Annotated in this window: 18 protein-coding genes; 12 read left to right on the forward strand and 6 right to left on the reverse strand. The window is 73.4% G+C overall.

The window, feature by feature from the left end:
* Complete coding sequence (locus ACTWQA_RS42975; protein WP_443164636.1) at positions 1-366, reverse strand: carboxymuconolactone decarboxylase family protein; 366 nt, start codon at positions 364-366, stop codon at positions 1-3.
* A 100-nt stretch (positions 367-466) separates the two neighbouring features.
* On the opposite strand from ACTWQA_RS42975, the gene ACTWQA_RS42980 reads away from it, so the two are divergent.
* The 3 genes from ACTWQA_RS42980 (at position 467) to ACTWQA_RS42990 (ending at position 1,787) form a co-directional block, all read left to right on the forward strand.
* Complete coding sequence (locus ACTWQA_RS42980) at positions 467-931, forward strand: cupin domain-containing protein (protein ID WP_443164637.1); 465 nt, start codon at positions 467-469, stop codon at positions 929-931.
* A gap of 24 nt (positions 932-955) precedes the next feature.
* A complete protein-coding gene (locus ACTWQA_RS42985) occupies positions 956-1,390 on the forward strand; it encodes a cupin domain-containing protein (protein WP_443164638.1) in 435 nt (144 codons plus the stop codon).
* Between the two features lie 73 nt (positions 1,391-1,463).
* The gene (locus ACTWQA_RS42990) at positions 1,464-1,787 is read left to right on the forward strand and encodes a hypothetical protein (RefSeq protein ID WP_443164639.1); all 324 of its coding nucleotides are present in this window, start codon (positions 1,464-1,466) and stop codon (positions 1,785-1,787) included.
* 39 nt (positions 1,788-1,826) lie between these two features.
* On the opposite strand, the gene ACTWQA_RS42995 is transcribed toward ACTWQA_RS42990, so the two are convergent.
* Both ACTWQA_RS42995 and ACTWQA_RS43000 read right to left on the reverse strand, forming a co-directional pair.
* Positions 1,827-2,258: an SRPBCC family protein gene (locus ACTWQA_RS42995; protein WP_443164640.1), complete on the reverse strand. Its 432-nt coding sequence runs from the start codon at positions 2,256-2,258 to the stop codon at positions 1,827-1,829.
* A gap of 47 nt (positions 2,259-2,305) precedes the next feature.
* Complete coding sequence (locus tag ACTWQA_RS43000; protein WP_443164641.1) at positions 2,306-3,349, reverse strand: saccharopine dehydrogenase family protein; 1,044 nt, start codon at positions 3,347-3,349, stop codon at positions 2,306-2,308.
* 101 nt (positions 3,350-3,450) lie between these two features.
* On the opposite strand from ACTWQA_RS43000, the gene ACTWQA_RS43005 reads away from it, so the two are divergent.
* Together ACTWQA_RS43005 and tsaA are read left to right on the forward strand one after the other, a co-directional pair.
* On the forward strand, positions 3,451-4,398 hold the full coding sequence (locus ACTWQA_RS43005; RefSeq protein ID WP_443164642.1) for a helix-turn-helix domain-containing protein: 948 nt from the start codon (positions 3,451-3,453) through the stop codon (positions 4,396-4,398).
* Between the two features lie 51 nt (positions 4,399-4,449).
* Positions 4,450-4,851 (forward strand): tRNA (N6-threonylcarbamoyladenosine(37)-N6)-methyltransferase TrmO, encoded by a 402-nt coding sequence (gene tsaA, locus ACTWQA_RS43010; RefSeq protein WP_443164643.1) that lies wholly within the window; start codon positions 4,450-4,452, stop codon positions 4,849-4,851.
* 10 nt (positions 4,852-4,861) lie between these two features.
* On the opposite strand, the gene ACTWQA_RS43015 is transcribed toward tsaA, so the two are convergent.
* Genes ACTWQA_RS43015 through ACTWQA_RS43025 form a run of 3 tightly spaced genes read right to left on the reverse strand, consistent with a single transcriptional unit; the run spans position 4,862 to position 9,019 of the window.
* Positions 4,862-5,935, reverse strand: a complete 1,074-nt coding sequence (locus tag ACTWQA_RS43015) for a saccharopine dehydrogenase NADP-binding domain-containing protein (protein ID WP_443164644.1) — start codon at positions 5,933-5,935, stop codon at positions 4,862-4,864.
* The gene (locus ACTWQA_RS43020; protein ID WP_443164645.1) at positions 5,932-7,878 is read right to left on the reverse strand and encodes a phosphopantetheine-binding protein; all 1,947 of its coding nucleotides are present in this window, start codon (positions 7,876-7,878) and stop codon (positions 5,932-5,934) included. Before ACTWQA_RS43020 ends, ACTWQA_RS43015 begins: the two co-directional genes overlap by 4 nt.
* 22 nt (positions 7,879-7,900) lie before the next feature.
* Entirely contained in the window at positions 7,901-9,019 is a 1,119-nt protein-coding gene (locus ACTWQA_RS43025) for a class I SAM-dependent methyltransferase (protein ID WP_443164646.1), read from the reverse strand.
* A 115-nt stretch (positions 9,020-9,134) separates the two neighbouring features.
* On the opposite strand from ACTWQA_RS43025, the gene ACTWQA_RS43030 reads away from it, so the two are divergent.
* From ACTWQA_RS43030 to ACTWQA_RS43060, 7 genes are read left to right on the forward strand one after another with little or no spacing between them, the layout of a single operon-like run.
* Complete coding sequence (locus ACTWQA_RS43030; RefSeq protein ID WP_443164647.1) at positions 9,135-13,091, forward strand: non-ribosomal peptide synthetase; 3,957 nt, start codon at positions 9,135-9,137, stop codon at positions 13,089-13,091.
* A complete protein-coding gene (locus ACTWQA_RS43035) occupies positions 13,088-19,561 on the forward strand; it encodes an SDR family NAD(P)-dependent oxidoreductase (RefSeq protein ID WP_443164648.1) in 6,474 nt (2,157 codons plus the stop codon). Before ACTWQA_RS43030 ends, ACTWQA_RS43035 begins: the two co-directional genes overlap by 4 nt.
* A gap of 11 nt (positions 19,562-19,572) precedes the next feature.
* On the forward strand, positions 19,573-21,108 hold the full coding sequence (locus ACTWQA_RS43040) for an ABC transporter substrate-binding protein (protein ID WP_443164649.1): 1,536 nt from the start codon (positions 19,573-19,575) through the stop codon (positions 21,106-21,108).
* Between the two features lie 10 nt (positions 21,109-21,118).
* Positions 21,119-22,057 carry an ABC transporter permease gene (locus tag ACTWQA_RS43045; protein WP_443164650.1) on the forward strand — a complete coding sequence of 313 codons (939 nt, stop codon included), beginning with the start codon at positions 21,119-21,121 and terminating at the stop codon, positions 22,055-22,057.
* Positions 22,054-22,929, forward strand: a complete 876-nt coding sequence (locus ACTWQA_RS43050; RefSeq protein ID WP_443164651.1) for an ABC transporter permease subunit — start codon at positions 22,054-22,056, stop codon at positions 22,927-22,929. Before ACTWQA_RS43045 ends, ACTWQA_RS43050 begins: the two co-directional genes overlap by 4 nt.
* Positions 22,926-24,386 (forward strand): ABC transporter ATP-binding protein, encoded by a 1,461-nt coding sequence (locus tag ACTWQA_RS43055; RefSeq protein WP_443164652.1) that lies wholly within the window; start codon positions 22,926-22,928, stop codon positions 24,384-24,386. The genes ACTWQA_RS43050 and ACTWQA_RS43055 overlap by 4 nt, the downstream gene beginning before the upstream one ends.
* A complete protein-coding gene (locus ACTWQA_RS43060) occupies positions 24,373-26,835 on the forward strand; it encodes a methyltransferase (protein ID WP_443164653.1) in 2,463 nt (820 codons plus the stop codon). Before ACTWQA_RS43055 ends, ACTWQA_RS43060 begins: the two co-directional genes overlap by 14 nt.
* Positions 26,836-26,876 lie beyond the last annotated feature (41 nt).

Consider the following 26,876-nt stretch of genomic DNA (forward strand, 5'->3'; position numbering starts at 1 on the left):
TCAGCTGTCGGCGACCGCCTCAGCCAGGCGCAGGGCCGCGCGCTCGAACTCGGAGAAGTAGCCGGTCTCCGCCCACGCGGGGAGCACCGCGAGGCGGTCCGTGCTCTCGCCCTTCTTGAGCGCGTCGCGGGTGTGCATGCGCAGACAGAACGCGCAACCGTTGATCTGGGACGTGCGGATCTTCACCAGCTCGACCAGGAGCGGGTCGACAAGGCGATGAGAGCTTTGTTCTCGGTGTTTGGGTGGGGTCGACCTGAGTCTGAGCAGACCATCACCAAGGCTTGAATGCGCCCATGGCAGGTCTTCTACCTGCCGGGGCAGCGTACTCGAGCAACTGCACTCCGCCTGACCGGGACGCCACGCCAAGGTGAGTCGCGAGTCGGAGTAGCGCGCCCTTGGGGCGGAAGCCGGGACGCCTTGTGGCGCCCGTACGGCTCAAGGGTCCAAGCAGGATGGGAGAGTCATCATGATCCGAGTACGGTGTGCGGGTGGTTTTCTGGCTGCCGGTTTGGTGGCTGTGGCCGCTGCCTGCGCTCCCTCGGCAGAGCATGCGACGGGCATGGTGCCGGTCGCTGTCACGGTTTCGCAGCCACCGTCCGAGACGCTGTCGCCTCTGTTGGAACAGGCGCTTCCGAATGTCGAGGGCAAGACGTTCACCTCGGCGATCGCCGACTTCCCGCCCGGTGCACGCGCGGTGCCGCATCGGCACGGCAAGGCTTTCGTGTACGCCTACGTGCTCGAGGGCACCCTGCGCAGCCAGATCAGTGGCGAGCCAGTCCGCACTTACCGCCAAGGCGAGAACTGGGTCGAGCCGCCGGGCGCCCATCATGTGCTCACGGAAAACACCAGCCGGACAAAACCGGCGAAACTGCTGGTCGTCTTCATCTCCAACACAGGAGACGAGATCAAAGTCGACGATCGGCCAAGATAACAACCGCAAAGGACTAAGGAACCCATGAGCACCGATCATTCGCACCACCTCGAGAATCCCAACGCGACCACGCCGCCGCCGAAGATCGAACTCATCTCGTCGGTGCCATCGCCGCCACCAATGCCCGACAACGCTGAGGCGATGACAATCCGGGTCATCCTGCCGCCCGGCAGTGAGGGCAACCCGCCGCACCGCCACACCGGTCCCGCGTACGGATACATGATCAGAGGCGAGATGATCTTTGAGCTGGAAGGTGAACCGGAACGGGTGGTCAAGCCCGGAGAGACGTTCTGGGAGCCCGGCGGCGACCTCATCCACTACCAGGACGCCAATAACCTCGCAGACGCCGAAACCGAATTCGTCGTCACGATGTTCGGTGTGGCTGGGCAGCCGATGCTCATCCCGGTGAGCGCGGAAGAACTCGAAGAGCGGCGAGACCGCCGGGCGCCTCGCCCGTGACGCGCTCGGGCACGTTGAAGACACCGCCCCCTCTGACCGGACGGTAAGCCAGGCGGACACGTATGGCCAGGGCATGTTCTGTGGCGGAATGCTCGTGCTGGGCTCCGTCGCGTGGGCTCTGCTCGGCCGTTTCCGGTACGCGCCCGCGCTGCTAGGTCTGGGCCTGGTCCTGGTCAGCGGCCTGGCCGGCTACGGCTCCGCCGACGACCTGCTGTCCGGCACCGTCCTGGGCAAGCTCCCCATCGTCATCTTGTACGGCCTCCACGTGCTGACCGCGCTGGCCCTGGCCGCCACGCTGGTGATCTCTTCGCACCGGGAGGCCGCCCGTCAGCCCAGGACGCCGGCTTTCGTGGCGCTGAGCCTCGCCCTCACCGCGCTGGTGCTCTTGTGGCGCTGACGATCGATGCTGCTGGTCGAACTCGCGAACGGTGGCTCGTCAGCTTTCCAGGCGAGCGCGCAGGCGCCCCAGATCGGCCGCGATGCTCGCGTGGACCTGGCGGGCCAGCAGCGGCGTGGCCCAGCGGAAGAACCGCCCCGGCTCGCCCGAGGCGTGGATCGTGACCAGAGTGCCGTCCGGGTGGTCGGCCAGCTCGTAGCGGATCGTCATCGGGAAAGGCCGCTCCACCGCCAGTTCCACCATGCGATCGGGGTCGAGCGCGGTGACGACATAGCCGTAGGTGAAGCTCCGGCCCAGGAACCTGGCGGTCCGCTCCACCTGAGCGCCCGTCCGCAGCGGACCGGGCTGGGCAGGGCGGCTGGCGGTGATGCCGCCGGTCCACTCCAGATCGTGGGCCGGGTCGAACATGTACGCGGCCACCTCGGCTCGCGTCCGCCGCACCACGACGTGCGGGCTCACCTCGACGGGCATGCGTCCATTCTCGTACGCCGATGAGCCGGCGCGCCACGGGTCGCCGGTCAGCCGCGTGTGTCGACCGGGACGTGGAGCGAGAGGTGCGAGGACAGGGCGCGGAGGAAGTCCGGGGCGTCGAAGACCGCGCCCGCGGAGACGACGCCGGTGGTCCTGGTCCGGCCGGTGAGGATGCGGTCGACGGCCTCCACGGCGAGCGGTGCGCTGATGGCGTAGATGTCCTGACCGGCGGCGGACACGCGGCGTTCCGCGCCACCCGAGCGGACGATGACGTCGACGACGAACGTCTGCGCGGAGCGGCCGCGCTCGTCGACGGCGGCCGGTGCCAGGGGGTCAGGAGAGGACAGGTCCGCGGCCGCCTTGGCGGTCATGTAGGTGCGCACCTCCGGGACGGCCAGGTGGCTGGGAACGGTGACGACGTCGGCCATGGTGAACTCGCCGATGACGCTCTGGGGACCGAGCGGAGCGGGGAAGGACCACTCCAGGGTCGGCAGAGCGTCGTCGTGGTACTCCAGCCGTCCGCCGGTGTAGCGGACCCGGCGGCCACCCCGTCGCTGCCCCGAGACCACGCCCGAAGCGAGCGTTCCGGTGGTGGGGTGCCAGCTGCTCAGGCCGTAGGCGATGTGCGCCTCGTCCGCCGCCGTCCAGTCGCCCATCGCGGTGGTGACCAACAGGTCGCCGAGGCCGCCGTAGAAGGCCATCGCCGGGAGCACCACGGTGCCCGCGGCGCGGGCGCGCTCCGCGAAGTGCGCGAACGTGTCAACGTTCGCCTCGATCTCGGCCGCCACGTCGACATACGGGATGCCGGCGCGCAGCGCCGCCTCGACCAGCGGGGCGGCGGTCGTGGCGAAGGGCCCGGCGCAGTTGATCACGGCGGCCGCGCCGTTCAGCGCGCGGTCGAGCGAGGCCGGGTCGTCGACCGAAACCTGCCGCGCCTCGAGCCCTGGTTGGGCCTGCGCCAGCGCCAGCAGCTTGTCCTGGTCACGGCCGAGGAGCAGCGGGACGTATCCGCGCTCGCGCAACTCCGCGACCACGAACCGCCCGGTGTGCCCGTAAGCGCCGAACACCGCCACGTTCTGACCCGATCCCATGCCTGCTCCCGCGTGCTTGAAGTGATTCAGTGCGTCAATCCTGTCCCGTTGGCCCATCGGTGCCCAGCGTCCGGAACGACATGACCCGTACAATTTCCGACATGAGTTCTTTCCCGCGCTCCGTCGCGGTTGCCGCCACCGACGGGATGCTGCACTTCGAGCTGGCCCTGGCCGCCGAAGTATTCGGCTCCGCCCCGGACGCCGTGCCAGGCCCCTGGTACGACGTCAGGGTGTGCGGCACACACGCCGTCCGGGTCGGGCGGTTCCTGCTGGAGCCGGACTGCGGGCTCGACTGGCTGGCGCACGCCGACACCGTGATCGTTCCCGCCCTGGCGGACGTCGACGAGGACCCGCCGGCCGACCTGGTCGAGGCGGTGCGCGCGGCCCACGAGTCGGGCGCGCGGGTGGTCTCCCTGTGCACGGGCGCGTTCGTCCTCGCCGCCGCCGGCCTGCTGGACGGGCTGCGCGCGACCACGCACTGGGCCCACACCGAGGAGCTGGCCGCGCGCTACCCCCGGGTGGAGGTCGACCCGGACGTGCTCTACGTCGACAACGGCCGCGTGCTCACCTCCGCGGGCAAGGCCGCGGCCATGGACCTGTGCCTGCATCTGGTCCGCCGCGACCACGGCTCGGCGATCGCCAACGTGGTCGCCCGCCGCCTGGTCGTGCCGCCCCACCGGGCCGGCGGCCAGGCCCAGTTCGTCTCCACACCGGTGCCCGCCCAGGACGGCCATCCCCTGGCCGAGCTGCTCACCTGGGTGATGCGGCGGCTGGATCAGCCGCTCACCGTGGAGGACCTGGCCCGCCAGGCGAACATGAGCTCGCGCCACCTGGCCCGCCACTTCCGCTCGGCAACCGGCACCACCCCGCTGCAGTGGCTGCTGACGCAGCGGATCCGCCGCGCGCAGGAGCTGCTGGAGACCACGGACGACAGCGTCGACACCATCGCCTCGGCCGCGGGCATGGGCACCGCGACGACACTGCGCCGCCACTTCCACCGCACGATCGGCGTACCGCCGGACGCCTACCGTCGCACGTTCCGGGCGTGAGGCCGCGGTCCTCGGCTGGCACATCGGGTGGACCCACGGTATCGAGGAGTCATGACGTACGAGCTTCGTCCCATCGGAGTCGTCGAGTCGCCGTTGGTGGATCGCGCGAGCGCTCCGAAGCAGGGGGTGGAGGGCGGTCCCGAGGCTTGGCTGGCGTTCGAACCCGCAATGGCCGATGGGATTCGTGATCTTACGGTCGGCGATGAGGTGTTCGTCCTCACGTGGCTGCACCTCGCCGACCGGTCCGTGCTGGCCGTGCATCCGCGCGATGATCTGCGCAACCCGCTGACCGGTGTCTTCAGTACCCGTTCCGCCGACCGGCCCAATCCCATCGGTCTGCACCGAGTTCGGGTGCTCGCGATCGACGGGCTTCGGGTGCGGGTAACCGATCTCGAGGCCATCGACGGCACCCCGATCGTTGACGTGAAACCGGTCCTGGACGCAACGCGCTAGCGGAAGGTCGTCATTCGACGATGAGCTCGTCCACCAGCGGGTCGTCGCGCAGCGCGGCTACGGTGGCGTCGGGGTCGAGCGCCTCGGCCGCCAGGTGCACGCCGGGCGGCACGGAGCCGGCCAGCACCGCGCGGGTCGCCAGCGCCATCACCACCCCGCTCACCGCATAGGAGTCCACGGCCTTGAGCAGCACCCTCGCCGGGCCGGGCGGCGCACCTGGATGCGGGCGGGCGGTGAACAACATGACGTAAAAGGCGCCGAAGTCGGCGTTGTCCTGCTGGGAGGCACGCACCACGGTCTCCGCGTGCGGCGCAAAGGTGGCGGGGCGGGTGTCGTCCGCATCGGCCCAGACGGCTGCGAGGGCCTCGGGCAGGCGGTTGGAGACGAACACGTTGTAGGAGCGCACCTCGTCGGCGCCGGTGTCCGCGGCCAGGGTCTGCGCCTCGGTGGTGAGGTACGGCCACGCGTGCACCGGCACAGGGAAGCCGGGCAACCGCACCTGGTGCAACGGCGACAGCGTGTTGGGTGCCACCCGGCCGTCCCGCCAGGCCGCCATCGGCACCCCGAACTTCGGCCCGCGGGTCAGCAGCGCGTCCACCGCGGACAGAGGAGTGAAGACGGCCGCGCCGCCGACGTACACGTCGAGGCGGCGCAGCGGCCGTCCCTTGGCCAGGAGCCGGGGCAGCAGGCCGGAAAGCCCGGGCATGACGCCGGCGGAGAACATCGCGGTCCTGCCGGTGGCCACGTCGCGGCTGGTGAGCGCGTCCTTGGCGGCCAGTTCGCCGCCGATGTCCACATAGTCGGCGCCGGCTGCGAAGGCGGCGCGGGCCACGGTGTCCAGGATCTGGTACGTGGGTCCGGCGCAGTTGACCACGATCCGGCACCCGTCGCAGAAGGCGGCCAACTCGGCGGGGTCGTTCAAGTCCACCCGGACCGCGTGCGCGGGAGCGGTGAGCGAGCCCGCGAGGTCGGCGGCGCCGGTCAGGTTCCTGCCGCCCACGCGGAGCGGACCGAGGCCGTAGGCCGCGATGCGCTGCGCGGCCGTGCGGCCGACCGCGCCGGTGCCGCCCAGCAGCCCGATCACCGCTGGTCACCGAGGCGGGAGCGGACGGCGAGCGCCACCCCGGCCACCGTCGAGTCGGCCAGGAACTCGCGCACCGGCACGGACGTGCCGACCTCCTTGGCGAGCCGCACGACCGCCCGTACCGCAAGAAGGGAGTCCCCGCCCAGGCCGAAGAAGTCGGCGGCGCGGTCGAGCACGGGCACCTCCAGGAGTTCCTCGAAGACGTCGGCGACCGCCTGCTCGAGATCGTCGGCCGGCGGCCCTTCCCGGTGGCGGACGACCGGCTCGGGCAGCAGCCCGAGCCGCAGGCCACCATCGCCGGAGCCCGGATCGGCGGTCTCGGGCAGACCGGGCACCCGATCCCAGCCGGTGCCGTCGGCGAGGCCGTCGACCAGGGCCACGAACTCGGCGAACGCCGCGGCCACCTGATCGGTCTCGAACAGTTCGTCCACCAGTGAGAAGACCGCCACCATCTCCGGCCCCAGCTCGAAGCAGCGGACCTCGAGCGCGACCTGTGGGGTGCGCAACTGGTGGAAGTAGTCGGAGGCGACCACCTGGCCGAGCGGTCCGGCGTCCTGCGGTGGCCCGCCGCCCATGGCCGCGTCCACGCCGAGCACGCTCTGGAACACCACCGGCCCGACCGGCCGCCAGCTTCCACGGCGGCGGGCCAGCTCGCGCCCGACCTCGACACCGGTGATCAGGTTGTGCGCGGCGTGCTCACCGGATGCCGCCTGCGCAGCGGTGGCGAGCTCGGCGAACGTGGCGCGCGGATCGAGGTCGAGGGGGAGCAGCATGGTCGCGGCGAACGCGCCCACGACCCGCTGCACGTCCGGGTGCAGCGGCAGCCGGTTGAGCTGCAGCGAGTTCAGCAACATCCGGCGATGCCCGGCCCATCGCGCCAGCACCACGCCGAAGGCGGTCAGCATGGCGGTCGACGGGGTCACGCCTCGGCCGGTGCACCGCTGCCGCAGCGCCGCCCAGCTCTCGGCGCTCCAGCGATGCTCCCGGTTGCCCATGGTGACCGGCCGCACCTCCTGCGGGTCGGCGGCCAGCGGCAACGCCGGCGGCCCCGGCAGCGCGTCGAGCCGAGACCACCACCAGTCACGGTCGGCCTGCCAGGCCTCGGTCGCGGGCAGGTCCGCGAGCGAGGTGACGTAGTCGCCGAAGTGGATCTCCAAGGGTGGCAGGGCGGCGTTCCAGTCGGCGACGAAGGTGAGCAGGTCGCGGCTGAGCACGCTGGAGGACCACCCGTCGAAGACGAGCAGGCTCAGGCCCTGGTGAAGCCGGCCCGCACCGCCGGGCAGGAGGGTGAGGCGAAGGTCCAGGCCGGGACCGCTGGTGGGGTCAGGGCCGCGGGTGCTCATCTCCTGGCGTACGTCCCGCAGGACCGCCGTGATCTCCTCGGCGCCGGCCTCGCGCAGGTCGTACACGCGGACCTGGGGCACCGCGCCCGGCGCGGCCATCGGCAGGACGTGCTGGCGGCCGTCGGAGGTCACGCGGGCCCGCAGCGTGGGCTGGTGCACGGCGAGCCGTTCCAGCGCGTCCGCCAGAGCGTCGGCGGCTTCGTCGCCGTCGACGCCGGTCAGGGCGTAGTCGAGGTAGTAGTGGGCGGAGTCGTAGGACAGCTCCCACCCGTCCTGCTGCCCGACGAAGTAGCCCTGCTGGAGGGGGAGCAGGGGGAATTCGGCGTGGGGGTCGGGGCGTGGCGTGACGGTGATCGGCAGGGCGCGGGGCGTGGGCTCGCCGGACGCGCGCCGCCGTACGAGCTCGGCCAGCTCGCCCAGCGTGGTCTCGACCCGCACGTCCGACAGGGCGAGCGTGACGCCGAGCCGTTTGCGGACCAGCGCCGACATGCGGACCGCGAGCACCGAGTCGCCGCCCAGGCGCAGGAAGCCGACATCGTGCGGGATCTCGTCGGGCGGCAGGCCGAGCAGCGCCGACCAGATCTCGACCAGTTCCTTCATGGGCACTCCCATCGTCAGGTGATCAGCGGGTGGCGACGAACAGGCGCTGCGACAGCGCGGCCAGCGGGTCCTCGTGGCGGGGGAGGTCCACCTCGACGCGCAGCCCGGCGGCTTCGAGCGCGCACAGCCATTCCTCGCGGCTCAGGTACGTGCGCGTGGTGCTGGCGCGGCCGTCGAGCCGGCACGGAGGGCCGTCCTCCGTGGACAGGGCGAACGGCATGGAGGTGAGCGACTGGGGATGTTCGCGGACGGTCTCGATGAGCAGCACCCGCCCGCCGGGGGCGAGCAGCGCGGCGGCCTGGTCGAGCAGGCGGCCGACGTGCGGTGCGTTGTGCGCCATGGTGGCCGCGACGACCAGGTCCAGCTCCTTCGGCTGGTGCGGCAGGTCGCGGGCGATGTCGAGCAGCGCGTACCGCAGGAAGCCGGAGTCGAAGCGGCGTCGCGCGGTGTCGAGGAAGAACGGCGACAGATCGGTGAAGAGGTAGAACTCGACGGGCCGGGCGGCCAGGACGGGCAGCAGGTCCGCGGTGGTGGCGCCGATGCCCGCGCCCAGCTCGAGGATCCGCAGCGGGCGGGTGGCGCGCTCGGCCTGGTCCCTGAGCACCTCGGCCGCGGCGGCGTTGAGGTAGCGGTTGATCAGGTTGTCGCGGTAGACGGCCTCGGCCGTGGCGGGCTCGCCGTCGGGGTAGAGCAGCGCCTGCACGCCGATCTCGTCGCGGAGCAGGGCGGGCAGCAACCGCAGCGAGCGCAGCATCAGCTCGGCCAGTTCGGCGGGGTAGCCGAGCGCCATCCGCGCGGCCTCCATGCGGGTGCGAGCGGCGGCCAGCTCCGCGCGCCGGGGACCATGCAGGTCCTGGTAGCGGCCGGTGGCATCCCGGCTCGCCAGGCCGGCCTCGCGGAGGGCGTCGAGCCAGTGTCCGGCGATCCAGCGGTGCCGCCGGGCGGCGCCGAGGTCGTCCGCGACCGCGCCGGGCTCGTGCGCCGCGCCGTCACGCAGCCGGGTGCGCCGGTGCAGGTCGGCCGCGATGCCCAGAAGGATCAGGCGGTCCAGGTCGTGGACGGCTTCCGCCGCGCCGCCGGTGTCGGATCCGGCGATCGCGGCGTGGCCGGTGCGGTCCGCACGGTCGTTCAGGGGCGACATAGGGCGAGATCGTACGAAACAACGGTAATCATTTTCAAGATCTGGACAAAGCGGCAAAGTTGTGTAGCAATGAAAACCGTTTCCATTGTGCCGTCTCCGTGGAAGGGGTTCTCCCTTGGGTTCCGCCACCGTCGAAGAAGTGCTCGCCTGCCTGGCCGACGTACTGGAACTGCGGCCCTCGGACCTGGACCCCGACGCTCCGCTCACCTCCTTGGGGCTGGAGTCCTTCACTGCCGTGCGCCTGCGGCGGCGCCTGCTGGAGGAGTCCGGACTCGACCTGCCGCTGACGGCCTTCCTCGGGGACGCGACCGCGCGCACGATCGCCGCCGGGACCGTGCCGGACGAGTCCGCGCAGGCGGGCGAGCCGTTCCCGCTGACTCCCATCCAGACCGCCTACCTGGTCGGCCGGGACCCGGCCTTCCCCCTGGGTGGGGTGGCTACCTTCTACTACTTCGAGTACGACCGCGTGCCGCAGGAAGCACCCGAGGCCGACCTCGATCGGCTGGAGAGCGCCTGGAACCGGCTGGTCCGGCGGCACCCGATGCTGCGCATGGTCGTGGACGCCGACGCCCGGCAGCGGGTGCTCGACCAGGTGCCCGACTACGCCATCGCCCGTGTCGACCTGCGTGCCGAGACACCGGAACGCGTCGAACAGGCGCTGGACGCCCTCCGCCATGAATGCTCCCACCAGGTGCTTCCTTCCGACCGGTGGCCGCTGTTCGACCTGCGTGCGGCGTTGCTGCCGGACGGGCGCACCCGGCTGTTCGCCGGCGTGGACGTGCTCGCGCTGGACCTCATGAGCTGGATGCGCCTGATGCGCGAGTGGGGGCAGTTCGTGGCCCACCCCACCCTGGAACTGCCCGCGCCGCCGCTCGGCTTCGCCGATCTCGTACGGCGCCGGCTGGAGGACCCGGCCGCACAGCAGCGGCGCGAGCTGGACTCCGCCTATTGGGCCCGGCGGGCTCCGGCGCTGCCGGACGGTCCCGCTTTGCCTTGGACGCGCGGCCCAGCGGACTTCCGCGGCCACCGCATCACCCGGCACGCCGCCGAGCTGTCCGCCGAGGACTGGGCGCAGCTGCGCAAGCAGGGCGCGGCACACGGGCTGAGCCCCACAGGCCTGCTGCTGGCGGCCTTCGGACTGGTGCTGCAGCGCTGGGGCGCCCGCGAGCCCTTCTGCCTCAACACCACCCTCTTCGACCGCGACGACCTCGCCCTCGGCGACGACACTCCAGGTCTGGACAGCGTCGTCGGCGACTTCACCAGCACGGTCCTCGTGGAGATCCCCACGACCGACCCCGGACGCTGGTACGGCTTCGCCGGCTACGCCGCCGCCGTCAACCGGCAGTTCTGGACCGACCTCGATCACCGGGCCGTCTCCGGGATGGAGGCACTGCGTGCCGCGATCGAGTCGGGCGAGCGCCCGCGCGTGACCGACCCGGCCACCGGCTTGCCCGTGCCCACGCACACCGTGGTCTTCACCAGCGGAGTCGGCCTGGCGGGGCCGGGCGAGCCGCCCGCCGCCTGGCTCGGCACGGAGGTCTTCGGCGTTTCGCAGACGCCGCAGGTGATGCTGGACCACATCGTCTGGGACGAGGACGGCAGGCTCCGCATCGCGTGGGACGCGGTGGACGGGGCGCTGCCGGCCGGGTTCGTCGACGGGATGCTGGCCGCGCACGTCAGCCTGCTGCGGCGGCTGGCCACCGAGCCCGAGTTGTGGACGGATCCCGCGCTCGGCTGGGATCCGTCGTTCCTGGCCGACGAGGACCTTCCGGGCGGGGCGTTCGACGGGGCCGGTCCGCTCCTGGACGACCCGCTGCGCGCCGCCGCCGAGCGGCGCCCGTCCGGGCCCGCCCTGCTCGACCTGACTCGCGAGGTGACGGCGCGGGAGCTCGCCGAGCGGGCCGCCCGCACCGGCCGCGCACTGGCCGCGCTCGGGGCCGGGCCCGGCGACCTGGTGGCGGTGGCGGCGGACAAGGGCCTCGCGCAGGTCACCGCGCTGCTGGGGGTGCTGGCCAGCGGGGCGGGATATGTGCCGGTCGAACCCTCCTGGCCCGCCAGCCGGGTGGCCGCACTGTGCGAGCAGGCGTCGATCCGGATGGCGCTGCTGGCGGCGGAGGCCGACGACGCCGCATGGCCGGAGCAGGTCACCGTGCACCGGCTGGACGACAGCGGCGTCCTTCAGCATCCTGACGAGGCCGAGCCGCGGCGGCCCGCGCCCGACGACCTCGCCTACGTGATCTTCACGTCGGGCTCGACCGGGCGGCCCAAGGGCGTGGCCATCGAGCACCGCGCGGCCCGTACCACTCTCGACGACCTCGCCGAGCGCTTCCCCCTCGGCCCCGGCGACCGGGTGCTCGCCCTGTCGGCGTTCAGCTTCGACCTGTCGGTCTACGACATCTTCTCGGTCCTCGGCTCCGGCGGCGCCGTCGTGCTGCCCGATGCCGGTCGCCAGCGCGACCCCGGCCACTGGCTGGAGCTGATGGCCCGCCACCACGTCACCGTGTGGAACACCGCTCCCGCCTTGCTGGAGATGCTGGTGGAATACGCCGAGCTGGAGCCGGAGGCGGTGCGCGGGGCGCTGTCCACGCTGCGGCTGGTGTTCCTGTCGGCCGACTGGATCCCGGTGACCCTGCCCGACCGGCTGCGGGCGCTGGCCCCGCACGCCGAGGTGGTGAGCCTGGGCGGCGCCACCGAGGCGTCCATCTGGTCGATCTGCCACCCCGTCGGCGAGGTCGACCCGTCCTGGCCGAGCATCCCGTACGGCAGGGCGCTCCGCGGTCAGTCCTTCCACATCCTCGACGAACACGGTCGGCCGTCCCCGGTCGGCGAGCCCGGCGAGCTGCACATCGGCGGGGAAGGTCTGGCCCGCGGCTACGTCGGGGACCCGGGGCAGACGGCCGAGCGTTTCATCACGCACCCGATCCTGCGCCGCCGCCTCTACCGCACGGGCGACCTCGGACGCTGGCGGTACGACGGGACGATCGAGTTCCTCGGCCGGCTGGACCGGCAGGTCAAGATCCGCGGCCACCGGATCGAGCTCGGCGAGATCGAGGCCACCCTTGACCGGCTGCCGTCCGTGCGGCAGGCGGTGGCCCGCGCGGTCCCCGGGCCCGACGACCGTCCCCGGCTGGTCTGCTACGTGGTCCCCGCCGATCCTGCCGCACCGGCGTCGGACGACGAGCTGATCGAAACCTTGCGGGCGAACCTGCCCGGATTCATGGTGCCCAACCGCTTCCTGACCATGGACGCGCTGCCGATCACGGACAACGGCAAAATCGACTACAAGGCGCTCGCGAACCCCTACCAGCGGTCGGACGCTCCGGCCGAAGCCTCCCAGGCCGACCGCCACTTGGAGACGCCGCCCGCCGAGACGATCTCCGTGCGGACGGCCGCCGCCGAAGAGGACGCACCACGTGCGGGGGCGATCACGGCGACGGTGACGCGCGGGCTGCGTCTCAGCCTCACCGTGTCGCCCGACGGCGTGATGGAGCTCGTCGTGGAGGGCAGCGCCGAGGGCGACGGGCTGCCCAGGCTCGTCGCCTCCTCGCAGCCAGGCACCGCCGCCGGGCCGCGCTCCGCCGCGTCCGCCGCTGGGCAGTCCGCCTTGCCGCAGTCCGCTGTGCCCGCCGCCGGGCCGCTCTCGGCCACGGCCGCCACCAGGGTGCCCCCCGTCACGGCCGCTGCCTCGCCCCATCAGGAGCCGCCGCCGCTCGCCGCTCCTGCCGCGGGGGCGGATCCACAGGTGGAGCGGGCCGTGGCCCGGGTGTTCAGTGAGCTGCTCAAGACGCCGGTCGATGTCACCACGCCCTTCTTCCGGCTCGGCGCGTCGTCCCTGACCATGGTGCTCGCCCACCGCACGCTGCGAGCCGAGCTGGACGAAGGGCTGACGGTGGTGGACATGTTCGCCCGGCCGACGGTCCGGGAGCTGGCCACGTTCATCACCGCCCGAAGGGAGGCGTCCGGCGCCAGGCCGGCACCGCCCCTGGACGGCGCAGCGGAGCCGGAACCCGCGTCCGGGCGGGCCGCCGCTCGCCGGGCCGCCCGGGCGCGTGCCGCGGAGCTGGCCGGATGAGCGCCGTGCCGAACCCGCCCGCACCCGATCAAGGCGAGTCCGGGCCGGTCGCCGTCGTCGGCCTGGCCTGCCGCTTTCCCGGGGCACCGGACGCCGAAGCGTACTGGGAGCTGCTGCGCGACGGCCGCGAAGGGCTGACCAGGTTCACCGACGACGAGCTGACCGCTCGCGGCGTGCCGAAGAGGCTACGGGCGCACTCGGGGTTCGTCCCGGTCGGCGGGGTCATCGAGGGCCAGGCGGACTTCGACCCCGAGCCGTTCGGGTTCAGCGACGCCGAGGCGGCCGTGCTCGACCCCCAGCAGCGTCTCTTCCTCGAATGTGCCTGGCACGCGTTGGAGCACGCCGGCCACGGCGGCGGACGCGGGGCCGGTGCGGTCGGCGTCTTCGCCGGCGCTATGCAGAGCGCGTACCTGGCGAGCAACCTCGCCGGCCGGTGGGATCCGACCGGCGCGGGGCGCGACCCGCTCGGCAGCCTGCAGACCGCGATCTCGACCCAGGCCGACTACCTGCCGCTGCAGACGGCTTACCGGCTCAATCTCACCGGGCCGGCGGTCGCGGTGGCGAGCAGCTGCTCGACCTCGCTGGTCGCGGTGCATCTGGCCGCGCAGTCGCTGCTGTCCGGCGAATGCGACACCGCCCTTGCGGGCGGGGTGTCGCTGATCGTGCCCCAGGGCCAGGGATACGTGCACGTCCCCGGCGGTGTGTACGCGGCGGACGGGACGATCAGCCCGTTCAGTGCCAACGGCACCGGCATCGTCTACACGCAGGGCGTCGGTGTGGTGGTGCTGCGCCGGCTGGCCGATGCTCTGGCCGACGGCGATCCCGTGCTCGCCGTGTTGCACGGCTCGGCCGTCAACAACGACGGGGCCGACAAGGCAGGGTTCACCGCGCCGTCGCTGCGCGGCCAGGCCCGGGCGGTGGCCGAGGCGCTCGCGGTGGCCGGTGCGTCGCCGCGCGAGATCGGGCTCATCGAGGCGCACGGCACCGCCACCGCGCTGGGCGACCCCATCGAGGTGGCGGCGCTGCGGCGGGTGTTCGGGGACACCGGTCCCGCATGGTGCGGGCTCGGCTCGGTCAAGGGCAACATCGGTCACGCGAACTCGGCGGCCGGCATCGCCTCGTTCATCAAGGCGGTCCTGGCCGTGCACCACCGGGTGCTGCCCGCGTCGCTGCACGCCCATCCGCTCAACCCGCTGCTCGGTCTGGAGGGGTCGCCGTTCGAGGTAATGGCCGAGACGCGGGACTGGGACACGCCTTCGCTTGCCGGGGTCAGCTCGTTCGGCATCGGCGGCACCAACTGTCACGCCGTGCTCGGACCGGCCCCGCAGCGTGCACCCGTCGCCGCCGACCCGCGGCCCCAGCTGCTGGCCGTCTCCGGCGCCACCGCCGAGGCCGCGGCCGCCACCGCCCGGGCCGTGACGTCCCGAGCCGAGCCCGACGAGGCCGATCTGGCCTACACGCTGGCGGTGGGACGTTCCGAGCTGGCCTATCGGGTGGCGGGCATCGGCACGGCGGGGCTGGCCGCCGCGACCCCCGTCAAGGCGGACGGCCCGCGCGTGGTCTTCGCCTTCCCCGGCGCGGGGAGCGCCTATCCGGGGATGGGCGACGGGCTCTACCGCGACGAGCCGGTCTTCGCCCGGGCCGTCGACGAGTGCGCGGAGCTGCTGCGCCCGCTGCTGGGCGCTGACGTCCGCGATGCCATGGACCCGGGGATCGCCGAGGAGCGCGTCCGCGACGCCGGCTTCGGGTTGCCGGCGATCTTCGCCGTGTCGTACGGGGTCGCGCGGCTGCTGGCCTCGTGGGGCGTGCGGCCCGACGCCGTCGTCGGGCACAGCCTGGGCGAATGCACGGCCGCGGCGGTGAGTGAGGCGCTGCCTCTTGCCGAGGCCGCCAAGCTGGTCGCCGCCCGGTGTGCCGCCGCGGCCAGAGCCGCCGGCGGCGGTGCGATGCTCGCCGTTCCGCTCGGCGAGAACGGTGTACGCGAGCTGTTGTCCCGCCATCCCGGCCTCGACGTCGCCGCCGTCAACGGCCCGGCCGCCTGCGTGGTGTCCGGATCCGCCGCAGCCGTGGACCGGCTGGCGGACGAGCTTCGCGAACGTCACATCACCGGCACGAGGCTACGGGTGGACGCCGCGATGCACTCACGGATGATGGAGCCGGAGCTGCCCGGGCTGGCTGCCGCGCTGGCCGATCTGACCGGCGGGGCCCCGGTTGTGCCCGTGTTCAGCACGGTCACCGGCGGACCGATCGGCGCCGAGCTGGCACAGGCCGGTCACTGGACGCGGCAGCTGCGCGAGCCGGTGCGGTTCGCACAGGCGCTGCGGGCGGCGGTCGGTCCTGAGGGGGACACCCTGGTGGTGGAGATCGGCCCAGGAGCCGCCCTGTCCTCCTTGACTCGCAGGAACGCGCTGCCCCATCTGCGGTCGGTCCTGGCGACGCTGCTGCCCGGCGAGCCCGAGTCCGTGACCCTGCGGCAGGCGGCCGGCACCCTGTGGGCCCACGGCCATTCCGTGGACGTGGCCGCGCTGTCCGCCCCCGGGCGGCGGCGGGTGCACGCGCCCGGCTACGCCTTCCAGCGCCGCCGCCTGTGGATCGACCCACCGGCGGCGGGCACGTCGCTGGAGGTCGCCGCGGACGAGCCGCTGCAGGTTCCGGTCTGGAGCCAGGTCGTGCCTGCCGAGCCCGTCGCGATCCCGGACGGGCGCTGGGCGGTGATCGGGACCGGCGCACTGGCGGACGCGCTCCGTGCCGAGCTGAGTGGGGCCACCGCCTCGGGCGATCCTGCGACCGGACTGGTCATCGTGGCATCGGAGGAGGCGGTGGCCGGCGGTGACGCCGTCTCGGCCGCTGTGCTCGCGTTCGGCAGGGCCGCGGCCGTGGCCGCCGCGCAGGCTGATCAGCCTTGCGTGCTGCTGGTGACCCGGCACGGTGAGCAGGTCGGCGGCGACCCGCCGCCCGACCCGGCCCAGGCGGCCGTCCGCGTGCTTCCCCGCGTCCTGGGCCAGGAACAGCCCGGGTTGCGGTGGGCGACGCTCGACCTGGGCACGCCGGCGGGCCTCCAAACCGAGACGCGTGCCGTGCTCCGCGAGCTCGGCGCGCTGGCGGGCGGGGAGGAGACCGGAGCGGAAACCGCCGTGCGCGGCGCGACCCGGTGGCGCCGCCGCCTGGCGCCCTGGACGCCGGCGGTCTCCGCGAATCCCGGAACGACCGCCGCGGCACCCGGCACCGTACTGATCACGGGTGGACTGGGGGCAGTGGGGCAACTGTTCGCCAGGCACCTGGCCGCACGTGGACATCGCGTGGTCGTCACCTCCCGTACGGCCGCCCGGCGCGGGACCGGGCTCGACGAGGCCGCTGTGGAGGTGCGGGTCTGCGACGCCGCCGATCCCGTCGCCACCTCGGCCCTGATCGAGGAGCTCTCCGCCGGAGAGCCGATCGAGCTCATCGTGCACGCGGCCGGCGTGGTCGCGGACGCGCGACTGGACCCGCTGCGGTCGCTCGATCCCGGGCAGGCCGCCGAGCACGTACGGGCCAAGGCCGGGGGAGCGACCGCGCTCAGCGACGCGATCGCCGCGCTGCCGGTGGAACGCCGGCCCCGGACGGTGCTCCTCATGTCCTCGGTGACCACGCTCGTCGGCGGCGTCGGCATGGGCCCGTACGCGGCGGCCAACGCCGCGATGGCCGCACTCGGCCTCGCGGCGCCTGGCCCCACCCAATGGGTCAGCGCGGTCTGGGACGGCTGGCGGGTGGCCGACGACGGCGGCGAGGCCACCGTCGTCCTCGCCGACGCGCTCGACGCGGCCACCGGCACCGAGGCGCTGGACCGGCTGCTGGCCGCCTGCGCAGCGGGCACGGTGCCCCCGATCGTGGCGGTCGCCGCGACCGATCTCAACGTGCGCGTCGCCGCGGCCGGACGGCCTCGGCAGGCCGTGACCACCGGCGACGTCGCCCGGCTGAGCCCGGCCGAGCGAGTAGTGGCCGAGGTGTGGTCGGAGCTGTTCGGCATGCCCGTGACCGATCCCGACGCCGACTTCTTCGCGCTCGGCGGCCACTCCCTGCTGGGCGTGCGGATGCTGGCCGCGCTGCGCGAACGGTTCGGGGTCCAGCCCGGCATGCGGGACTTGCTGGCCGCGCCCACCGTGGCGGGCATCGCCAAGCTGATCGAGTCGGCACGCTCGCAGCCGTACCCCACCCTGGAGATCACCCGCGACGAGGACGCCGTCGATCACGACGGCACCTTCGCCATGACACGCGTGCAGCACGCCTACTGGATCGGACGGGACGGCGGGTACCGCTGGGGAGACCTGCCCTGCCACTTCTTCCTCGAATACGACTGCCACGGTCTGGACCTCGACCGCTACGAGGACGCGTGGAACCAGGTCGTGACCCGCCATCCCATGCTGCGCGCCGTGGCCACGTCCGAGGGACGGCTGCGCGTGCTGGACGACCTGCCCCGGTACCGAATCAGGGTTCACGACCTGACCTCCATGAGCGAGGAACGCAGGACGGAGCGGCTGGCCGTGCTGCGGGAACGGCTGTCCACCAAGCCCGGCCCGCCCGATCGCTGGCCGCTCGCGCAGATCCAGGCGGCTCGGTTGCCCGGTGACGTGATCAGGCTGTTCATCGGCGTCGATGTGCTCATCTGCGACGCAGCCAGCTGGTGGATCATCGAGTCGGAGCTGCACACCCTCTACAAGGACCCCGACGCGCCGCTGCCGCCGCTGGACCTGCACCCGGCCGGCTGCGCGGCCGCCCTGGAACGGCGGCGCGACGACCGCGCCGCGCACTACTGGCGGGAGCGGCTCGACACGCTGCCCGGCCCGCCCCGCCTGCCGGTCCGCGACCCGGACGGGACGCCGCCCCGCTTCGTCCGGCGTGCCGCGCGGCTGAGCCGGGAGGAGTGGGCCGGGCTCCGGGACGCCGCCTCCCGGCACCGGGTCACGCCTGCGGCGATGCTGCTGACCGTCTACGCGGACGTGCTCGCCCGCTGGGCGGGGCCGACCGGGTTCTGCGTGACGCTGACCCTCTTCGACCGCCCGCCCATCCACCCGCACGTCAACCGGGTCGTGGGCGACTTCACCTCCTTGCTGCTCCACGAGGTGCCCGCCGAGCCCGCCGCCACCTTCGCCGAACGGGCCGCCGCCACTCAGGCCAGGATGTTCGCCGACCTGGACCACCGCGGCTTCTCCGCCCTCGACGTGCTCGCCGAGCAGGCCGCGCGGACGGGAGAAGTACGGCCGGTACCCGTGGTGTTCACCAGCGCGCTCGGCATCACCGACATGGTGGAAGGCGGAGGCCGCCTGGAGTGGGCCGGCGAGCAGGTGTACGCGCTCTCGCAGACCCCGCAGACCTGGCTCGACCACCAGGTGCTCGAACACGACGGCGAACTGCGGCTGCAGTGGGACGCACTGGACGCCGCCCTGCCCGCCGACGAGTTGGAGGCGGCGATCGCCGAGCACGTGGAACGGGTGCGCGCCCTGGCCCGATCGTCCGACGCATGGCTCCGTCCGGAACCCTCGAGCCCAGCCCACGCCGCACCATCCGCACGCCAAGCAGCGCCAACTCCGCGAGCGGCCGTCCAGGCCGGTCCGGTGCGGGACATCGTCCTGCCGCTGCGTGCCGAGCCCGGCGGCGCGGTCCGCCCTACGCTCTACCTGGCCCATCCGTCCGGCGGCGACGTCTTGTGCTACGCCGAGCTGTCCCGGCTCCTGGACCCCCGCGTGGACGTCGTGGCACTGGCCGACCCCGAGCTCGCGGGCGCGTCCGGCCCGGGACCCGAGACCATCGAGGGCATCGCCGAGCAGTACGTGGCGGCGATCGACGCCTCCGTCGGCCCAGGCCCGGGCCCCTGGCTGGTGGGCGGCTGGTCCATGGGCGGCACCGTGGCCCAGGAGATGGCCGCGCAGCTCCACGCAGGTGGCCGGCACGCTTCGCTGCTGGTGCTGCTGGACTCCAACGATCCCGCGCTGATCCGCGAGGTGCCCGGCCGCGACGCCGCCGAGATCGCATGGGAGGTCACGGTACGGCACCTGCACGCGCTGGAGGCGTACCTCGGCATCGACCTGACGATCGGTGACGTACCCGAGGAAAAGCGGATGGCGGCGGTCGCCGAGCGGCTGCGCGAGCACCGGCTGCTGGGCCGCGGCGAAGACCTCGCGGGGCGGCTGTCAGTGTTCGCCAGGCACCTGCGCGCACTGGCCGCCCACACCCCCCGGCACCTGGCTGACCCGGACACGGCCACCTTGCTGATCCGGGCGGACCGGCCGTCGCCTCGCAACTCCGGCATCGGGATGGGCGTCGACGACACCCCGCCGGGCCGCCCCGACCTCGGCTGGGGGCGTCATCTGGCCGGCCCCGTCGAGGCCGCCGGGGTCGACGCCCACCACTACGGCCTGCTGCACCCTCCGGCGCTGCCGGCCGTGGCCAAGCTGATCAACGCCGCGCTCGACCGGGCGCTGGCGCGACTTTGAGAAAGGTTGCCATGCATCCCCAGCTCCGCCGCCGGTCAGCGGCGGTCCTCGCCGCGGTCGCCCTCCTGACGGGCTGCGCCGCCACGAAACCGGCCGTCACCAGCTCTCCACCGGTCGGCACCAGCACCGCCACCGTACGCTATGCCGCGCCCGGCTCGCCCTCCAACGCCGTCGCCGATCCGCACGGCCTGCTGCCCGGCGAGAGCGACGTGGTGAGGATGGCCCTCACGTACGACGTCCTCACCGTCCCCCGCGCCGACGGCTCCAGCCGGCCACGCCTGGCGACCGCGTGGAAGCCCGACGCCACCCTGACCAAGTGGCGGATCACCATCCGCGACGACGCCGCGTTCTCCGACGGCCGCAAGGTCAAGGCGGCCGACGCGCTCTTCTCGCTGCGCCGCATGGGCAAGAAAGCAGCGGAGAACTTCGGCCGCATGGCCATGTTCGACCTCGACGCCTCCAAGGTCATCGACGACACCACCTTCGAGCTGGTGACCAAGAAGCCCTACGCCGAGGTCGGCAAGGCACTGGAGGGCGCCACCTTCGTCGTGCCAGAGGGCAGCGACGACTTCACCAAGCCGGTCCCCGGCTCCGGGCCGTTCCGCCCGACGAACAAGGGCGGAGCGCAAGCGGTGGTGTACGAGCGGAACGACGACTGGTGGGGCCCCAAGCCGCCAGCCAAGATCATCGAGGTGCGAGCCGTGCCCGATCCACAGGCACGGGCCCAGGCCCTGCTGTCGGGCCAGGTCGACCTGGCCGGAGGGGTGCCGGCCACGCTGGCGAAGCAGCAGGAGGGCAACAGCACGGTACGCCTGCTCCGCAGGCCGGGCGCGACCCTGTATCCGCTCGTCATGCGGATGGACACCAAACCCTTCGACGACCGCCGCGTACGCGAGGCCGTACGGCTCGCCCTCGACCGCAAGCAGCTCCTCGACACGGTCTTCCTCGGCTACGGCGAGATCGGCAACGACCTCATCACCCCCAAAGACCCGACCAGCCCGGCGAACCTGCCGCAACGCGCCCGCGACCTCGCCCGCGCCAAGCAGCTGATGTCCGAGGCCGGGCTCGCCGACGGCGTCGACCTCACGCTGCACACCACCACGGCCTACCCGGGCATGGACAGCGCCGCCACGCTGATCTCCCAGCAACTCGCCGACATCGGGATGCGGGTCAAGGTGGCCGTGGAGCCGGCCGACACCTACTTCTCCGCTGTCTACGCACAAAAGCCCTTCTACCTCAGCTACCTGGGCGGCATCCCGTTCCTCGACGTGGTGAGGGTGACGCTCACGCCCGGTTCGCCCACCAATGAGACGGCGTGGAAGGACCCGGCCTGGTCCGCGGATCTGGACAAGGCCTTGGCCGAGCCGGACGACGCCAAGCGGCGCGCACTGCTCGCGGACCTGCAGACCCGGCTCCGCGACCAGGGCGGCTACGCCATCTGGGCGCTCAGCGACCGGCTCGACCTGGCCAAGGCCGGGCTGAGCGGCGTGCCCGAGGGGATCGGCTTCGCCTCCGCGTTCATCGACCAGGTGAGCCTGGACGGCTGACGTGCGCAGGATGCCGCGACCGGCCGGCGCGCTGGTCAGGTGCGGGTTGCTGCTGGCCGCCGCCTCCGCGGTGATCTTCCTGTGTACGGCGGCGCTGCCTGGTGACGCCGCCGACGTGCTCGGCGGCGGCCGCACCACCCCGGAAGAGCTCGCCCGGTTGCGAGCGGAGCAGGGGCTGGATCGTCCCCTGCACATCCGCTACCTGGACTGGCTGTCGGGAGTGCTGACCGGCGAGCCGGGCGCCTCCCTCATCACCGGCCGTCCGGTCGCCGAGCTGGTCGCGGAACGCGCCGGTGTGACGCTCGCCCTGGCGGGGGCCGCGCTGGCGGTGAGCGTGCCCCTCACGGCGGCCCTGGCCTGGGCCGCCGTGAGCGGGCCCCGGTGGCTGCGCTCCGCGGTGAACGCGCTGATCGTGGCGGGTGCCGCCCTGCCCCAGGCCGTGGTGGCGGCCGCGCTGGTCGCCTGGTTGTCCGCCGCCTGGGGGTGGTTCCCGCCGGTGTCGATGTTGCCCGTCGGAGAGCCACCCTGGCACCGGCCCGACCTCCTTGCGCTTCCCGCACTCACGCTCGCGCTGCCGACCGCCGCGTACGGAGCCGCCCTGCTCCGTGGCGCGATCGCGGACGTGCTGGCCCGGCCGTACGTCCGCGACGCCGAGCTCCGCGGCCTGTCGCCGGTCGCGATCGGGCTCCGGTACGTGCTGCCCATGGTCGCGGCCCCCGCCACCCGCCTGCTCGCGGTCATCCTCGGCGGGCTGGTGGCGGGCACTGCCGTGGCCGAGACCCTGTTCGGACTGGCCGGGCTGGGCGAGCTGCTGGTCACGGCCATCTCGACGAGGGACGTGCCGGTCGTCCAGAGCGTCGCGCTCCTCGCCGCGGCGGTCGTGGTCGCCGGCCTCCTCGCCGCCGACACAGCCGCCCCACGCCGGCACCCGAAGGCGGCTCGCCCATGAAGCGTCAGGGCGGTCCCGCGAACGGCTCGGCTGCGACGTCTTCGCCCGGCGCTGTGCAGGACGCGGCCTCGACGGGGCCGGTCAAGCGGCGTGCCATGCCGGCCTTGGGCGTCGTGGCGGGGGCCGCTCTGCTGGTGGCGCTCGGCGGGGAGGCGATGGCGGGGCACGATCCGACCGCGATCGTGGCGGCACCATGGGCCGGGGCCACTCCCGGGCTGCCGCTGGGTGCCGATGGGCTGGGACGGGACGTGCTCGCCCGGGTCCTGGCCGGTGGACGGGACCTGACCCTGACGTCCCTGGCCGCCGCCCTCACGGCCTCAGCCCTGGGCGTGGCAGGCGGACTGTGGGCGGGATGGAGCCAGAGCCGGGTCGCCCGCGCCGTCGCCGGCGCCGCCGACCTGCTCTTGGCCCTTCCGCTGCTCCTGCTCGCCTTGCTCGTGGTGGTGGCGTTGCCCGGCCCCGCCGCCGTGATCATCGGCACCTTCCTCGGCGGCACGCCGCTGACGCTGCGCATCGTCGCCGACGCCACGGCAGCGGCCAGGCATGCGGGCTACGTCGAGGTGGCACTGTCGCGGGGGGAGCGCGGGGCGTCCGTGCTGCTGCGCGAGGTCCTGCCCGCACATGCCGCACTCGTCGGCGCGGACCTCGGCCAGCGGCTGGTGCTGGCGGTGCAGCTCACAGCCGCGCTCAACGTCCTCGGCTTCGGACCGGCGCCCCCCGCGCCGGACTGGGCCGCCATGCTCCGCGAGAACCTCCAGGGCCTCGCGCTCAACCCCGCCGCGACGATCGCGCCCACCGTCGCGCTGGCGCTCCTCGCCGGCAGCGTGGCGGCGCTCTCGCACGCCCTCGCCCCCCGGGACGGACTCTCGTGAGCCGGCCCGGGCTTACCGTCCGCGGGCTGACCGTTGCCGACAGGACCGGGTCGGTGATCGTCGACCGGCTGGACCTGCGAGTCGCCCCGGGCGAGGTGCTGGCGCTCATCGGCCCGTCCGGTACGGGCAAGACCACCGTGTTGCGGGCCGTGCTCGGTGCGCTGCCCGGCGGGCTGACCCTGGCGGCGGGCCGGATCGAGTGGCACGGAGCTCCCGTACGGGCCCCGCGTTGCTGGCGGCGGCGGACCGTCGGTTTCCTCAGCCAGGACCCGGCCTCGGCGCTGCATCCCCTGCTGGACGCGCGCGCCGCGGTACGCGAGGCGCTGCCCAGAGCGGCGCGCCCCGGCGGAGCGGAACGGGCCCTCGCCGCAGTCGGCCTGGACCCGGCCGACATCGCCGCTCTCCGTCCGCACCAGCTCTCGGGCGGACAGGCGCAACGGGTGGCGCTCGCCCGAGCCCTGGCGGCCGATCCAGAGCTGCTCATCCTGGACGAGCCGACCAGCGCGCTGGACCCCGCCGCGCTCCATCTCGCACTCGAGTTGGTACAGCGACGCCGTGGCGACGGCCGCTCGGTGACGCTCGTCGTCTCGCACGACCTGGGCATGGTCGCCGAACTCGCCGACCACGTCGTCCGGCTCGGCCCCGCGAACGACCCCCAAGCCCCGGGGGACGCCGCACCGTCGCCGGATCGCCGCCGGACGGTGGCGGCGGATCCGGACGTCACGCGGCCGGCCGGCAGGCCGGTGCTGGAGGTGCACGGGCTGGCTCTGGCGCAGCCGCCGGGTGGCACGCCGCTGCTGTCGGAGGTGGATCTCGCGGTCTCGGCGGGGGAGTCCGTCGCCGTGCTCGGGCCTTCCGGCTGCGGGAAGACCACGTTGCTGCGCGTCCTCGCCGGGCTGCATCCCGCCGAGCGCGGACACGGCACCGTGCTGGAAGAGCCGCTGCCCTGGGCAGTGACCGAGCGTGCCCCGACGGTGCTACGGGCGCTCGCGCTGGTCGGGCAGAACCCCCTGGACACGCTCAACCCGGCACGCACCGTGGGCGCGGCGCTCGCCCGCCCTCTCCGCACGCTCCGCGGTCTCCCCAGGAAAGAGGCCCGTGCCGAGGCACTCCGGCTGCTGGACACGGTCGGCCTCGCACCGGAGCACGCACACCGCTACCCGGCCGCGCTGTCCGGCGGGCAACGCCAGCGAGTCGCCCTCGCCAGAGCGCTCGCCGGGAACCCGGCGGTGCTGCTGGCCGACGAGATCACCGCCGCCCTGGACGCCCGCACCGCGGACCTGGTCCTCGACCTGATCGACACATTGCGCCGCGACACCGGCCTCGCCGTCGTGGCGGTCACCCACGACCCGGCGGTGGCCGCCCGCGCCGACCGCGTGCTGCGCGTCGAAGACGGCCGACTGACCCCATCCCTGTCCGACCACCATGACCGGAGGCGTTCCGTTGACGTCCTATGAACCTCTGCTCGCCCACCCGTGGATCGCCCGCGTGGACCGCACCGGCACCGGCGGGCTCATCGTCACCGCCGACCCGGCGGCCCTGGCCGTACACCATGAGCCGGGACATCCGCCCGTGCTCGGCGACCTGGTGGCCGAGCACCTCGAGCACTGGGGGGAGGTCTACGACTGGACCTACCGCTCCGGAGAGGGCACGCACCGCCCCGACCTCGACCTGTCCGGCTGGCGCGCCACCGACACCGGCGAACCGCTGCCCGCCGACCACATGGCCGAGTGGGCCGACCGCACCGCCGAACTGGTCCTGCGGCACCAGCCCTCCCGGGTGCTCGAACTCGGGTGCGGGACCGGGATGCTCCTGCACCGCCTCCACCCGCACCTCAAGGGGTACGTGGGCACCGACATCGCCGAACACGTCGTGACCCGCCTGGACGGACTCGGGCTGCCCGGTGTCACGGTCGTGCGGGCCGCCGCCCACGAGATCAATGGCACCGCGGTCCGCACCGCCCTGGCCCGCCTGGGCGAACGGCCGGATTGCGTGCTGCTGAACTCCGTCACCCAGTGCTTCCCCAGCGTGGACTACCTGGCGGGCGTGCTCCGCGACGCCATCGACCTCGTCGCCCCCGGAGGGACGGTGATCGTGGGCGACGTACGCCACTCGGGGCTGCTCGAGGAGCATTACCGCACGCTCGAACACATGCCTGCCGGCGGGGGACCTGGGGCCGATACGGAGCTGCTGTTCGATCCCGCCACGCTGGCGGCCGTGGCGGCCGGCGCGAACCGGCACGTCACCCTCAGCTTCTTCGCCAAGACCCTCACGGCCGACACCGAGCTGACCCGCTATCGCTTCGACGCCGTCCTGCACGTCGATCCGCCTGCGGCCCCGGCCGCCGCCGTCCGCGCCTGGGACTCCCTGGGGCCGGACCCGCTGGCCGCCCTGGCCGGGCTGGCGCGCCAGGGCGATCCCGTCAAAGTGGTCGGCATCCCCAACGGCCTGCTCAAGCTCGCCGAGACCGCCCAGTCGGCGGCCGATCTGCGTGCCGCGACGGAGGGCACGCGAGCAGTCGTGCTCCTCGACCCCGACGACCCCATGCGGCTGCAGGTCGCGGTACCGGCCGCGGCCGCCGCCACACCCCCCGACGCGCTGGCGGGGGTGGGCAGGCCGCATGAGCCGCTGGGCGCGTTCGCCCGCAAGCGGCTCACCGAGGTGGCCCGCCGGGAGCTCAGGCGTGCGGGGCTGACGGTTCCCGAGGACCTGACGGCCCAGGTCCCCAGCGGACCGGGCCGCGATGTCGTCAGTCTGGCGCGGGACGCGGCCGACGCCGACCGTGCCGGACGCGTCGCGCTCACGCGGTTGGTGCCCGGTGCGCGCGAGCCGGTGTCCGACGACGCGCTCGCGCACCTGCCCGCCGCCATCCGCCGTTTCGACGAGATCGCGCTGCGAGCGCTGACCGGGCTCGTCGGCGGCGTCATGCCCTCCGGCACATCCGGGACGACCGAACAGATCATCGCAGCGCTCGGCGTGGCGCCCCGGCACGAATGGATCGTCCGGCGCTGGCTGGAGGTGCTGAGAACCGAAGGGCTCCTACGCCGGGATCCCGACGGCCGGTTCGAGACCGTGGCCACCGAGCCCGCGGGTGAGGACGACGGGGCAGGGTTGGACAGCGCCTGCGCCGCGCTCGGCTACCTGGAGCAGATGGCGATCTTCTTCAGGACCGCCCTCGCCCGCCTCCCGGAGCTGCTCCGCGACGAGATCATGGCCCAAGCGCTGCTGTTCCCCGACGGAGACCTGCTCACCTCGCTCAGCAAGGACCAGAACAACGTCAGCAACAGGTACCTGAACGCCGCCGTCGGGCACGTCCTGGGCCGCGCGGCGGCCACTCGCGCCACGCCGCTGCGGGTCGTTGAGCTGGGCGCGGGCGCCGGGGGCAGCACCGCCGCCGCGCTGGACGGGCTCGGCGACGCGGAGGTGGACTACCTGTTCACCGACGTGTCCAGATTTTTCACGATGACGGCCGAGGACCGGTTCGGCGACCGGCTCCGCTACGCCCTGCTGGACATCAACGCCGACCTCGTCGCCCAGGGAGCGGCGCGGGGTGGCGCGGACGTGGTGGTCGCCGCCAACGTGCTGCACTGTGCACGGCACGCGGGACGGTCGCTGCGGTGGATCCGCGAGCTGCTGGCCCCTGGCGGCCTGGTGGTGGTGACCGAGGCGATCCGCGAGCACTACCTGGTGCTCGCCACCATGCAATTCCTGCTGTCGCCCAGGGAAGGAGAGCCGGATCTCGGCGCCGGGGACCGCCGCGGCGGCACCGGGCGGGTGTTCTTCACCGGCAGAGAGCTGCCCGCCGAGCTCGCGGAGGCCGGGTTGCGCCCCATCCTCGAGCTGCCGGGGTCCGGGTCTCCGCTGGCCGCGCCGGCCCAGCACCTGTTCGTCGCCGCCAAGCTCTGACACACCGGTACGGCGAGCGGGACCTGTGGGCCCGCCCGCCG

It is taken from the genome of Nonomuraea sp. 10N515B (assembly GCF_052245915.1).
GTDB lineage: Bacteria > Actinomycetota > Actinomycetes > Streptosporangiales > Streptosporangiaceae > Nonomuraea.